Below are 13694 nucleotides of genomic sequence, written 5' to 3' on the forward strand. Positions count from 1 at the left end.
TGTGCTCTTGCAAAAAGCTGTCCACTTGCTCAGCTTTTTGCGCAAGGCCCGAGTTAGCGGGTTGCCGCGAGGCTCTCGAGGAAACTTTCCAGCACCAAATGAGGGCGGCGCCCCTTGCGCGTGACCGATGCCAGGCTCAAATCGTAAAAACGTGTAGTAGGTTTCAGCGCGCGTAGTCGGCCTTGTTGCACCCACAGGCTGGCGTAGTGATCGGGCAGGTAGCCGATGTAGCGGCCGGTGAGGATCAGGAACGCCATGCCTTCGCGGTCCGAAGCGCTGGCGGTGCAGTTGAGTGCCTGGTAGTGGGCCTGGATCTCGGCGGGCAGGCGAAAGGTGGGGGCGATCGCATCCTGGCTGTCGATCCGTATATCGTCCAACTGCTTGTCGTCGGCGTAGAACAGCGGATGGCCGACGGCGCAGTAGAGCAGCGAGCGTTCGCTGTACAGCGCCTGGTATTCAAGGCCGGACAGCGCGCTGGCCTGGGGCACCACGCCGACATGCAGGCGGCCGTCGAGCACGCCCTGTTCCACTTCATTGGGGGCAATCATGCGGATCTGGATCTGCACGTCCGGGCCGCGTTCCTTCAACTGCGCCAGGGCGTGGGTGATGCGCATATGGGGCAGGGTGACGAGGTTGTCGGTGAGGCCGATGGTCAGTTCGCCGCGCAAATGCTGGTGCAGGCCGTTGACCTCGGTGCGAAAGCTTTCCAGGGCACTCAATAGTTGCAGCGCCGACTGATAGACCTCGCGGCCTTCTTCGGTCAGGGAGAATCCGGCACGCCCGCGCTGGCACAGGCGTAATCCCAGGCGTTGTTCCAGATCGCTCATCTGTTGACTGATGGCCGAGCGCCCGATGCCGAGCACGGTTTCCGCCGCCGAGAAGCCGCCACACTCCACCACACTGCGAAAGATGCGCAGCAGGCGAATATCGAAGTCGCTGACTTGGGCCAGCGGATCGGGTCGACGGATGCTCATAGTTTAGTGAAGACCTGACTGAAGGTTAGAAAAGTTGGATTTCACCGACTTTATCCCCATGGCAATTTAGCTGCAAGAACGCTTTTCAATCCCGACGCTGCCTTTTGCCTTGCGAGGTTTTGCTGATGAACATGCCCGAAAACGCCCCTTCGTCCCTGGCCAGCCAACTGAAGTTGGACGCTCACTGGATGCCTTACACCGCCAACCGTAACTTCCAGCGTGACCCGCGCCTGATCGTGGCCGCCGAAGGCAGTTGGTTGACTGATGACAAGGGCCGCAAGATCTACGATTCGTTGTCGGGCTTGTGGACGTGCGGCGCCGGGCACACCCGCAAGGAAATCCAGGAAGCGGTCGCCAAGCAACTGGGTACCTTGGACTACTCGCCGGCCTTCCAATACGGTCATCCGTTGTCGTTTCAACTGGCGGAAAAAATCACCGACCTGACCCCTGGCAACCTCAACCATGTGTTCTTCACTGACTCCGGCTCCGAGTGCGCCGATACGGCGGTGAAGATGGTGCGTGCGTACTGGCGCCTAAAAGGTCAGGCCACCAAGACCAAGATGATTGGCCGTGCCCGTGGCTATCACGGGGTGAACATCGCCGGTACCAGCCTGGGCGGCGTCAACGGCAACCGTAAGATGTTTGGTCAGGCGATGATGGACGTTGACCATCTGCCTCACACCTTGCTGGCGAGCAATGCATTCTCGCGCGGCATGCCGGAGCAGGGCGGTATTGCGTTGGCCGATGAGCTGCTCAAGTTGATCGAGTTGCACGACGCGTCGAACATCGCCGCCGTGTTTGTTGAGCCGATGGCTGGCTCCGCTGGCGTGCTGGTGCCGCCGCAGGGCTACCTCAAGCGTCTGCGTGAGATTTGCGACCAGCACAACATCCTGTTGGTGTTCGACGAAGTGATCACCGGTTTCGGTCGTACCGGCTCGATGTTCGGTGCCGACAGTTTCGGCGTGACCCCGGATCTGATGTGCATCGCCAAGCAAGTCACCAACGGCGCGATCCCGATGGGCGCGGTGATTGCCAGCAGCGAGATCTATCAGACGTTCATGAACCAGCCGACGCCTGAGTACGCGGTGGAATTTCCCCACGGCTACACCTACTCGGCGCATCCGGTCGCTTGCGCGGCCGGGCTGGCGGCATTGGACCTGCTGCAGAAGGAAAACCTGGTGCAGAGCGTAGCCGAAGTCGCGCCGCACTTTGAGAATGCGCTGCACGGTGTGAAGGGCAGCAAGAACGTGATCGATATCCGCAATTACGGCCTGGCCGGCGCGATCCAGATTGCCCCGCGTGACGGTGATGCCATCGTGCGTCCATTCGAGGCCGGCATGGCCTTGTGGAAAGCCGGCTTCTACGTGCGTTTTGGCGGCGACACCCTGCAGTTCGGGCCGACCTTCAACAGCAAGCCGCAGGACCTGGATCGCTTGTTCGATGCGGTCGGCGAAGTGCTGAACAAGATCGACTGATTTCTCCTTCTATATAGAACAACTTTTCAGGAGCCCTGCATGAGCCTTATCCAGCATTTGATCAACGGCCAGTTGGTCAGCGAGTCCGGTCGCACTGCCGACGTGTACAACCCGTCCACCGGCCAAGTGATTCACCAGGTGCCGCTGGCCAGTCGCGAAACCATCCAAAGCGCGATCGACTCGGCCAAGGCGGCGTTCCCGGCCTGGCGTAATACGCCGGCGGCCAGGCGTGCCCAGGTGATGTACCGTTTCAAGCAGTTGCTGGAGCAGAACGAAGCGCGTATCTCGCAGTTGATCAGCGAGGAGCACGGCAAGACCCTGGAAGACGCGGCAGGGGAGTTGAAGCGTGGGATCGAGAACGTGGAATACGCGTGCTCGGCGCCGGAAATTCTCAAGGGCGAGTACAGCCGCAATGTGGGGCCGAACATCGATGCCTGGTCGGATTTTCAGCCATTGGGCGTGGTTGCCGGGATTACCCCGTTCAACTTCCCGGCGATGGTGCCGTTGTGGATGTACCCGCTGGCGATCGTCTGCGGCAACTGCTTTATCCTCAAACCGTCGGAGCGTGATCCGAGTTCGACGCTGTTGATCGCGCAATTGCTGCAGGAGGCCGGTCTGCCTAAGGGCGTGCTGAGCGTGGTGCATGGCGACAAAGGTGCGGTGGATGCGCTGATCGAAGCACCGGAGGTCAAGGCCTTGAGCTTTGTGGGTTCTACGCCGATTGCCGAGTACATCTACGCCGAAGCGACCAAACGCGGCAAACGCGTGCAAGCGCTGGGCGGTGCGAAGAACCATGCGGTGCTGATGCCGGATGCGGACCTGGATAACGCGGTCAGTGCCTTGATGGGCGCGGCGTATGGTTCTTGTGGTGAGCGTTGCATGGCGATCTCGGTAGCTGTCTGCGTGGGTGACCAGGTCGCGGATGCATTGATCGCCAAGTTGGTGCCGCAGATCAAGGCGCTGAAGATTGGTGCGGGCACGTCGTGCGGTCTGGATATGGGGCCACTGGTCACTGGCCAGGCGCGGGATAAGGTCAGTGGCTATATAGAAGACGGCGTGGCTGCGGGGGCTGAGCTGGTGGTCGATGGCCGCGGCTTGAGCGTTGCCGGGCATGAGCAGGGTTTCTTCCTTGGCGGCAGTTTGTTTGATCGCGTGACGCCGCAGATGCGTATCTATAAAGAAGAGATATTCGGGCCGGTGCTGTGCGTGGTGCGGGTCAATAGCCTGGAAGCGGCGATGCAGTTGATCAACGATCACGAGTACGGCAACGGCACGTGCATCTTCACCCGTGACGGTGAAGCGGCGCGTCTGTTCTGTGACGAGATTGAAGTGGGCATGGTCGGCGTGAACGTTCCACTGCCGGTGCCAGTGGCCTACCACAGCTTTGGTGGCTGGAAGCGCTCGTTGTTTGGTGACTTGCATGCTTATGGGCCGGATGGGGTGCGCTTCTATACCCGGCGCAAGGCAATTACCCAGCGCTGGCCGCAACGGGCCAGTCATGAAGCGTCACAGTTTGCCTTCCCTAGCTTGTAAGACGTGTTGAAAGCCGGCCCTTTGGGGCCGGCTTTCGCGTTTCTGGGGCCTTTTTGACCTATATGACAGAATTGTGAAGAAAGGTGTTGACGGCAAATCCTGGACGTCTATAATTCGCCCCACTTCCGGCGCAGTCGAAACGGAAAACTCCTTGGTAAACAAAGAGTTACGCAAGATTCGACAGCGGCCCGCTTCAGTTCATCGAAGCCTGGAGGGAGTTGGTAGAGCAGGGTTGTTTGGCTCTATTAACGTTTCGATCTTCTCGGTCGAAAGCGGAGAAAAAGAGGTGTTGACAGCAGCGTGTAACGCTGTAGAATTCGCCTCCCGCTAACGAGAGATCGGAAGCGCAAGTGGTTGAAGTTACAAAGGAAACTTTGAAAACTTCTTAAAATAATCACTTGACAGCAAATGAGGCTGCTGTAGAATGCGCGCCTCGGTTGAGACGAAAGATCTTAACCAACCGCTCTTTAACAACTGAATCAAGCAATTCGTGTGGGTGCTTGTGGAGTCAGACTGATAGTCAACAAGATTATCAGCATCACAAGTTACTCCGCGAGAAATCAAAGATGTAACCAACGATTGCTGAGCCAAGTTTAGGGTTTCTTAAAAACCCAAAGATGTTTGAACTGAAGAGTTTGATCATGGCTCAGATTGAACGCTGGCGGCAGGCCTAACACATGCAAGTCGAGCGGTAGAGAGAAGCTTGCTTCTCTTGAGAGCGGCGGACGGGTGAGTAATGCCTAGGAATCTGCCTGGTAGTGGGGGATAACGTTCGGAAACGGACGCTAATACCGCATACGTCCTACGGGAGAAAGCAGGGGACCTTCGGGCCTTGCGCTATCAGATGAGCCTAGGTCGGATTAGCTAGTTGGTGAGGTAATGGCTCACCAAGGCGACGATCCGTAACTGGTCTGAGAGGATGATCAGTCACACTGGAACTGAGACACGGTCCAGACTCCTACGGGAGGCAGCAGTGGGGAATATTGGACAATGGGCGAAAGCCTGATCCAGCCATGCCGCGTGTGTGAAGAAGGTCTTCGGATTGTAAAGCACTTTAAGTTGGGAGGAAGGGCAGTTACCTAATACGTGATTGTTTTGACGTTACCGACAGAATAAGCACCGGCTAACTCTGTGCCAGCAGCCGCGGTAATACAGAGGGTGCAAGCGTTAATCGGAATTACTGGGCGTAAAGCGCGCGTAGGTGGTTAGTTAAGTTGGATGTGAAATCCCCGGGCTCAACCTGGGAACTGCATTCAAAACTGACTGACTAGAGTATGGTAGAGGGTGGTGGAATTTCCTGTGTAGCGGTGAAATGCGTAGATATAGGAAGGAACACCAGTGGCGAAGGCGACCACCTGGACTGATACTGACACTGAGGTGCGAAAGCGTGGGGAGCAAACAGGATTAGATACCCTGGTAGTCCACGCCGTAAACGATGTCAACTAGCCGTTGGGAGCCTTGAGCTCTTAGTGGCGCAGCTAACGCATTAAGTTGACCGCCTGGGGAGTACGGCCGCAAGGTTAAAACTCAAATGAATTGACGGGGGCCCGCACAAGCGGTGGAGCATGTGGTTTAATTCGAAGCAACGCGAAGAACCTTACCAGGCCTTGACATCCAATGAACTTTCTAGAGATAGATTGGTGCCTTCGGGAACATTGAGACAGGTGCTGCATGGCTGTCGTCAGCTCGTGTCGTGAGATGTTGGGTTAAGTCCCGTAACGAGCGCAACCCTTGTCCTTAGTTACCAGCACGTCATGGTGGGCACTCTAAGGAGACTGCCGGTGACAAACCGGAGGAAGGTGGGGATGACGTCAAGTCATCATGGCCCTTACGGCCTGGGCTACACACGTGCTACAATGGTCGGTACAGAGGGTTGCCAAGCCGCGAGGTGGAGCTAATCCCAGAAAACCGATCGTAGTCCGGATCGCAGTCTGCAACTCGACTGCGTGAAGTCGGAATCGCTAGTAATCGCGAATCAGAATGTCGCGGTGAATACGTTCCCGGGCCTTGTACACACCGCCCGTCACACCATGGGAGTGGGTTGCACCAGAAGTAGCTAGTCTAACCTTCGGGAGGACGGTTACCACGGTGTGATTCATGACTGGGGTGAAGTCGTAACAAGGTAGCCGTAGGGGAACCTGCGGCTGGATCACCTCCTTAATCGACGACATCAGCTGCTCCATAAGTTCCCACACGAATTGCTTGATTCATTGAAGAAGACGATAAGAAGCAGCCCGAAATTGGGTCTGTAGCTCAGTTGGTTAGAGCGCACCCCTGATAAGGGTGAGGTCGGCAGTTCGAATCTGCCCAGACCCACCAATTTTGTGTGGGAACCTGTAGAAATACGGGGCCATAGCTCAGCTGGGAGAGCGCCTGCCTTGCACGCAGGAGGTCAACGGTTCGATCCCGTTTGGCTCCACCACTACTGCTTCTGAAGTTTGAAAGCTTAGAAATGAGCATTCCATCGTGATGATGGTGAATGTTGATTTCTAGTCTTTGATTAGATCGTTCTTTAAAAATTTGGGTATGTGATAGAAAGATAGACTGAACGTTACTTTCACTGGTAACGGATCAGGCTAAGGTAAAATTTGTGAGTTCTCTTAATTGAGAAATTCGAATTTTCGGCGAATGTCGTCTTCACAGTATAACCAGATTGCTTGGGGTTATATGGTCAAGTGAAGAAGCGCATACGGTGGATGCCTTGGCAGTCAGAGGCGATGAAAGACGTGGTAGCCTGCGAAAAGCTTCGGGGAGTCGGCAAACAGACTTTGATCCGGAGATGTCTGAATGGGGGAACCCAGCCATCATAAGATGGTTACCTTACACTGAATACATAGGTGTAAGGGGCGAACCAGGGGAACTGAAACATCTAAGTACCCTGAGGAAAAGAAATCAACCGAGATTCCCTTAGTAGTGGCGAGCGAACGGGGACTAGCCCTTAAGTGGCTTTGAGATTAGCGGAACGCTCTGGAAAGTGCGGCCATAGTGGGTGATAGCCCTGTACGCGAAAATCTCTTAGTCATGAAATCGAGTAGGACGGAGCACGAGAAACTTTGTCTGAATATGGGGGGACCATCCTCCAAGGCTAAATACTACTGACTGACCGATAGTGAACTAGTACCGTGAGGGAAAGGCGAAAAGAACCCCGGAGAGGGGAGTGAAATAGATCCTGAAACCGTATGCGTACAAGCAGTGGGAGCCTACTTGTTAGGTGACTGCGTACCTTTTGTATAATGGGTCAGCGACTTATTTTCAGTGGCGAGCTTAACCGAATAGGGGAGGCGTAGCGAAAGCGAGTCTTAATAGGGCGTCTAGTCGCTGGGAATAGACCCGAAACCGGGCGATCTATCCATGGGCAGGTTGAAGGTTGGGTAACACTAACTGGAGGACCGAACCGACTACCGTTGAAAAGTTAGCGGATGACCTGTGGATCGGAGTGAAAGGCTAATCAAGCTCGGAGATAGCTGGTTCTCCTCGAAAGCTATTTAGGTAGCGCCTCATGTATCACTGTAGGGGGTAGAGCACTGTTTCGGCTAGGGGGTCATCCCGACTTACCAAACCGATGCAAACTCCGAATACCTACAAGTGCCGAGCATGGGAGACACACGGCGGGTGCTAACGTCCGTCGTGAAAAGGGAAACAACCCAGACCGTCAGCTAAGGTCCCAAAGTTATGGTTAAGTGGGAAACGATGTGGGAAGGCTTAGACAGCTAGGAGGTTGGCTTAGAAGCAGCCACCCTTTAAAGAAAGCGTAATAGCTCACTAGTCGAGTCGGCCTGCGCGGAAGATGTAACGGGGCTCAAACCATACACCGAAGCTACGGGTATCACTTAGGTGATGCGGTAGAGGAGCGTTCTGTAAGCCTGTGAAGGTGAGTTGAGAAGCTTGCTGGAGGTATCAGAAGTGCGAATGCTGACATGAGTAACGATAATGGGTGTGAAAAACACCCACGCCGAAAGACCAAGGTTTCCTGCGCAACGTTAATCGACGCAGGGTTAGTCGGTCCCTAAGGCGAGGCTGAAAAGCGTAGTCGATGGAAAACAGGTTAATATTCCTGTACTTCTGGTTATTGCGATGGAGGGACGGAGAAGGCTAGGCCAGCTTGGCGTTGGTTGTCCAAGTTTAAGGTGGTAGGCTGGAATCTTAGGTAAATCCGGGATTCTAAGGCCGAGAGCTGATGACGAGTTATCTTTTAGATGACGAAGTGGTTGATGCCATGCTTCCAAGAAAAGCTTCTAAGCTTCAGGTAACCAGGAACCGTACCCCAAACCGACACAGGTGGTTGGGTAGAGAATACCAAGGCGCTTGAGAGAACTCGGGTGAAGGAACTAGGCAAAATGGCACCGTAACTTCGGGAGAAGGTGCGCCGGTGAGGGTGAAGGACTTGCTCCGTAAGCTCATGCCGGTCGAAGATACCAGGCCGCTGCGACTGTTTATTAAAAACACAGCACTCTGCAAACACGAAAGTGGACGTATAGGGTGTGACGCCTGCCCGGTGCCGGAAGGTTAATTGATGGGGTTAGCTAACGCGAAGCTCTTGATCGAAGCCCCGGTAAACGGCGGCCGTAACTATAACGGTCCTAAGGTAGCGAAATTCCTTGTCGGGTAAGTTCCGACCTGCACGAATGGCGTAACGATGGCGGCGCTGTCTCCACCCGAGACTCAGTGAAATTGAAATCGCTGTGAAGATGCAGTGTATCCGCGGCTAGACGGAAAGACCCCGTGAACCTTTACTATAGCTTTGCACTGGACTTTGAATTTGCTTGTGTAGGATAGGTGGGAGGCTTTGAAGCGTGGACGCCAGTTCGCGTGGAGCCAACCTTGAAATACCACCCTGGCAACTTTGAGGTTCTAACTCAGGTCCGTTATCCGGATCGAGGACAGTGTATGGTGGGTAGTTTGACTGGGGCGGTCTCCTCCTAAAGAGTAACGGAGGAGTACGAAGGTGCGCTCAGACCGGTCGGAAATCGGTCGTAGAGTATAAAGGCAAAAGCGCGCTTGACTGCGAGACAGACACGTCGAGCAGGTACGAAAGTAGGTCTTAGTGATCCGGTGGTTCTGTATGGAAGGGCCATCGCTCAACGGATAAAAGGTACTCCGGGGATAACAGGCTGATACCGCCCAAGAGTTCATATCGACGGCGGTGTTTGGCACCTCGATGTCGGCTCATCACATCCTGGGGCTGAAGCCGGTCCCAAGGGTATGGCTGTTCGCCATTTAAAGTGGTACGCGAGCTGGGTTTAGAACGTCGTGAGACAGTTCGGTCCCTATCTGCCGTGGACGTTTGAGATTTGAGAGGGGCTGCTCCTAGTACGAGAGGACCGGAGTGGACGAACCTCTGGTGTTCCGGTTGTCACGCCAGTGGCATTGCCGGGTAGCTATGTTCGGAATAGATAACCGCTGAAAGCATCTAAGCGGGAAACTAGCCTCAAGATGAGATCTCACTGGGACCTTGAGTCCCCTGAAGGGCCGTCGAAGACTACGACGTTGATAGGTTGGGTGTGTAAGCGCTGTGAGGCGTTGAGCTAACCAATACTAATTGCCCGTGAGGCTTGACCATATAACACCCAAGCAATTTGACTACTCGAAAGAGCATCAGATTGCGGTGTGTGAAGACGAAACGAACCGAAAGTTCGACTCTTACAAAACACCGAAAGCTATCACATACCCAATTTGCTGAAGCGAGGCCAACTGGCAGCGACTCAGTACCCGAATTTCTTGACGACCATAGAGCATTGGAACCACCTGATCCCATCCCGAACTCAGTAGTGAAACGATGCATCGCCGATGGTAGTGTGGGGTTTCCCCATGTGAGAGTAGGTCATCGTCAAGATTAAATTCCAGAACCCCTGTTTGCTTACGCAGACAGGGGTTTTGTTTGTCCGCTCGAAAAGTGCGAAGAGGCTTGCGACGATCCGGCATCCGACAAATTTGCACAGTTATTTCTGAACCAGACCACTAGAATAGGCACCTAACCTTTTTTAGCGTCCGAGCCCTATCTATGCCCGATCCGGATGATGCCCCCAAGGTGTCGGATTTACCCCTGGACGACCTGGTGGCATGCCATGAGTGCGATTTATTGATGCGCAAACCTGTGCTCGCCCTCGGCGAAAAAGCCCAGTGCCCGCGTTGCGGTTACGAGCTGTACGCGCATCGCCACAACGTCGTCGAACGAAGCCTCGCCTTAGTGCTGGCAGCACTGTTGCTGTACATCCCCGCCAACTTTTTGCCCATCATGCAGCTCAATCTACTCGGGCAGTCCTCAGAGGACACCGTGTGGACCGGCGTAGTCGGCCTGTTCGACACCGGCATGCGCGGCGTCGCCGCCGTTGTGTTCCTGTGCAGCATGGGCATTCCCCTGCTCAAGTTGCTCTGCCAATTGGCGGTGTTGCTCAGCATTCGCTGGAACATCGGCCGCAGTTACGGGCTGCTGCTCTATCGCATTTACCATCACCTGCGAGATTGGGGGATGTTGGAGGTGTACCTGATGGGCGTCCTGGTGGCGATCGTAAAGCTCGCCGACATGGCCTCCATCACGATTGGCCTGGGTCTGGTCTGCTTCATCAGCCTATTAATGGTTCAGGTTCTGCTTGAGGTGGTGATGTCGCCCCACCAGATCTGGCAAGCACTGTCAGGAGAGGATGATCATGCGGGCGATTGATGCAGGCATTCTGATTTGTACCGAATGCCACGAATTGAACAAGCAAGAACCGGACACCGATGAGCAAACCTGCACGCGTTGCGGTGCGCTGGTCCATGCCCGTCGCCCCAACAGCCTGACGCGAACCTGGGCCTTGCTGATCACCGCCGCGATTCTCTATATCCCCGCCAACCTGCTGCCGATCATGACCGTCAACTCTCTCGGCCAGGGTGACCCCAGTACCATCATGTCCGGCGTGATCCAACTGGTGCAGCACGGCATGTTCCCCATCGCGGCGGTGGTGTTCATTGCCAGCATCCTGGTGCCGACGTTCAAACTGGTGGGCATTGGTCTGCTACTGTTCTCGGTGCAGCGTCACCAACCGTTGTCCGCGCAACAACGGATTATCATGTACCGCTTTATCGAATTCATCGGCCGCTGGTCCATGCTGGATATCTTCGTGATCGCCATCCTGGTGGCGGTTGTAAACTTTGGGCGGCTTGCCAGTGTCGAGGCCAATCTCGGCGCGGCGGCGTTCGCCAGTGTGGTGATCTTGACGATGCTTGCCGCAGTAACTTTTGATCCCCGACTGATTTGGGATAACACGGAGTCGGACGACGACCATGAGTAATTTGCCTAAAGCTAAAACCCGCCCGGCCTCCAACTGGTCGGCCATTTGGGTACTGCCCCTGATCGCCCTGATCATCGGCGGTTGGTTGGGCTGGCGTGCCTATTCCCAGCAGGGCATCGAGATCCAGGTACGCTTCGAAAGCGGCGAAGGTATCCAGGTCAACAAGACCGAGGTGGTCTACAAAGGCATGCCCGTGGGCAAGGTCAAGACCCTGGCCCTGGACGACGAAGGCAACAATCGCGGGGTGATTGCCACCATCGAGATGAACAAGGACGTCGAGCAATACCTCAAGACCAACACGCGCTTCTGGCTGGTCAAGCCCAGCGTCAGCCTCGCCGGCATCACCGGCCTGGAGACTCTGGTGTCGGGTAACTACATTGCCGCCAGCCCTGGCGATGGTGAGTCCACGCGCAAATTCAAGGCGCTGTCCGAAGAGCCGCCCTTGTCCGACGCCAAGCCCGGCCTGCACTTGACCATCAAGGCCGACCGCCTCGGCTCGCTAAACCGCGGCAGCCCGGTGTTCTACAAGCAGATCCAGGTCGGCCAGGTCAAAAGCTATCTATTGTCCGAGGACCAGAGCACCGTCGAGATCAAGGTCTACATCGAGCCGACCTACGCCAGCCTGGTGCGCAAACACACGCGTTTCTGGAACGCCAGCGGCATCAGCATCGACGCCAACTTCTCCGGTGTGAAGGTGCGCAGCGAATCCCTCTCCAGCATCGTCTCTGGCGGTATCGCCTTCGCCACCCCAGAGAATCGCAAGGACAGCCCGCCGACCGACCCGAGCCTGCCCTTCCGCCTGTATGAAGACTTCGACGCCGCCGCCGCCGGCATCAAGGTCAAGGTCAAACTCAGCGACTTCGAAGGCCTGCAGGCCGGGCGTACCCCGGTGATGTACAAAGGTATCCAGGTCGGCAGCCTGAAAACCCTGAAGATCGACCCGGATCTGTCCAGCGCCAACGCCGAGCTGACCCTCGACCCATTGGCCGAAGACTACCTGGTTCAGGACACCCAATTCTGGGTGGTCAAACCGTCGATTTCCCTGGCCGGTATCACTGGGCTCGAGGCGTTGGTCAAAGGTAACTACATCGCGGTTCGTCCCGGTGACAAAGGCACTGCACCCCAACGCGAGTACGTGGCTCGGGCCAAGGCACCGCCCTTGGACCTGCGTTCTCCTGGCCTGCACATGGTGCTGTTCACTGACAACCTCGGCTCCCTGGATGTTGGCAGCCCGATCCTCTACAAGCAGGTCAAGGTCGGCTCGGTGCAGAGCTACCAGTTCTCACGCAAAAACAAACAGCTGGTGATTGGTGTCCACATCGAGAAGGAATACGCCAACCTGGTCAATGGCTCGACGCGTTTCTGGAATGCCAGCGGTGTAACCCTGACCGGCGGCCTCACCGGCGGTATCCAGGTCAAAAGCGAATCCCTGGCCAGCCTGATATCCGGCGGTATCGCCTTCGAAACGCCGGAACCGAACGTGCCGCTGAGAAAGCGTATTCCACGTTTCCGCCTGTTCACCGATCGTGAAGCGGCGAATCAGAGTGGCACCCTGGTGACTATCAAAGTCGACCGCGCCGACGGCCTGCGCCCCGGTACCCCGGTGCGATTCAAAGGCCTGGACGTCGGTAAGATCGAGAGCGTCGACCTCAGCGCCGATATGCAATCGGTGCTGCTCGGTGCGCGCATCACCCAGGTCGCGGATCGCATCGCGCGCGTCGGCAGCCAGTTCTGGGTGGTCAAGCCGGAACTGGGCCTGATGAAAACCTCGAACCTGGAAACCCTGGTCACCGGCCAATACATCGAGGTGCTGCCCGCGGTGAAAAACGCCGGGCCACAAAAGAGCTTTGTTGCGCTGGACCAACCGCCCGAAGCCACCCACCAGGAGGCCGGCCTGAGCCTGACACTCAGCGCCGCACGCCGTGGTTCGCTCAAAGAAGGCGTGCCCGTCACTTACCGCGAAGTCACCGTGGGCAAAGTCACCGGCTACGAGTTGGGCCAGACCGCCGACCGCGTGTTGATCCACATCCTGATCGAACCCAAATACGCGGCGTTGGTGCGCAGCGGCAGCCGCTTCTGGAACTCCAGCGGCTTTGGTCTCGACTTCGGCCTGTTCAAAGGCGCGACGGTGCGCACCGAGTCTCTGGAAACCCTGGTCGCCGGCGGCATCGCCTTTGCCACGCCCGATGGCGAACGCATGGGCAGCGCCGCACGGCCGCAGCAAACCTTCCCGCTGTTCGACAAGTTTGAAGATGAGTGGCTGACCTGGGCACCTAAGATTCCGCTGGGTAAGTAGACCGAGGCGCGGCTGTCGCGGGCAAGCCCCCTCCCACATTCGACCGCATTCCTACAGGATAAACTCGGTCAAATGTGGGAGGGGGCTTGCCCGCGACGAGGCCCTAAAAAACACCACCAAACCCCAGCCCACAAAAAAGGCCGCG

At 56.3% G+C, this 13694-nt stretch carries 6 protein-coding genes, 2 tRNA genes and 3 rRNA genes; 10 read left to right on the forward strand and 1 reads right to left on the reverse strand.

The features are described 5' to 3' along the window. Positions 1-53 precede the first annotated feature (53 nt). Entirely contained in the window at positions 54-974 is a 921-nt protein-coding gene (locus U5A08_RS03265) for a LysR family transcriptional regulator (protein ID WP_247402090.1), read from the reverse strand. 125 nt (positions 975-1099) lie between these two features. On the opposite strand from U5A08_RS03265, the gene aptA reads away from it, so the two are divergent. The 10 genes from aptA (at position 1100) to U5A08_RS03315 (ending at position 13549) form a co-directional block, all read left to right on the forward strand. Further along, positions 1100-2449, forward strand: a complete 1350-nt coding sequence (gene aptA, locus U5A08_RS03270; protein WP_253393231.1) for an omega-aminotransferase AptA — start codon at positions 1100-1102, stop codon at positions 2447-2449. A gap of 39 nt (positions 2450-2488) precedes the next feature. Beyond that, complete coding sequence (locus U5A08_RS03275) at positions 2489-3982, forward strand: CoA-acylating methylmalonate-semialdehyde dehydrogenase (RefSeq protein WP_321850246.1); 1494 nt, start codon at positions 2489-2491, stop codon at positions 3980-3982. 623 nt (positions 3983-4605) lie between these two features. Then, positions 4606-6142 (forward strand): 16S ribosomal RNA (locus tag U5A08_RS03280). Positions 6143-6224: 82 nt separating this feature from the next. Next, positions 6225-6301, forward strand: a tRNA-Ile gene (locus tag U5A08_RS03285). 27 nt (positions 6302-6328) lie between these two features. After that, positions 6329-6404, forward strand: a tRNA-Ala gene (locus U5A08_RS03290). A 247-nt stretch (positions 6405-6651) separates the two neighbouring features. Continuing rightward, a 23S ribosomal RNA gene (locus U5A08_RS03295) occupies positions 6652-9542 on the forward strand. A gap of 157 nt (positions 9543-9699) precedes the next feature. Continuing rightward, positions 9700-9815, forward strand: a 5S ribosomal RNA gene (gene rrf, locus U5A08_RS03300). The 16S, 23S and 5S rRNA genes sit together here with 2 tRNA genes alongside, the layout of an rRNA operon. A 168-nt stretch (positions 9816-9983) precedes the next feature. Continuing rightward, positions 9984-10643, forward strand: coding sequence for a paraquat-inducible protein A (locus U5A08_RS03305; RefSeq protein WP_321850248.1), 660 nt, complete (start codon positions 9984-9986; stop codon positions 10641-10643). After that, positions 10630-11253, forward strand: a complete 624-nt coding sequence (locus U5A08_RS03310) for a paraquat-inducible protein A (RefSeq protein ID WP_046384829.1) — start codon at positions 10630-10632, stop codon at positions 11251-11253. Before U5A08_RS03305 ends, U5A08_RS03310 begins: the two co-directional genes overlap by 14 nt. Next, a complete protein-coding gene (locus U5A08_RS03315) occupies positions 11246-13549 on the forward strand; it encodes a PqiB family protein (protein ID WP_321850249.1) in 2304 nt (767 codons plus the stop codon). The genes U5A08_RS03310 and U5A08_RS03315 overlap by 8 nt, the downstream gene beginning before the upstream one ends. The last annotated feature ends 145 nt before the right edge of the window (positions 13550-13694 follow it).

The organism is Pseudomonas paraveronii (assembly GCF_963681955.1).
In the GTDB taxonomy this organism is placed as follows: domain Bacteria; phylum Pseudomonadota; class Gammaproteobacteria; order Pseudomonadales; family Pseudomonadaceae; genus Aquipseudomonas; species Aquipseudomonas paraveronii.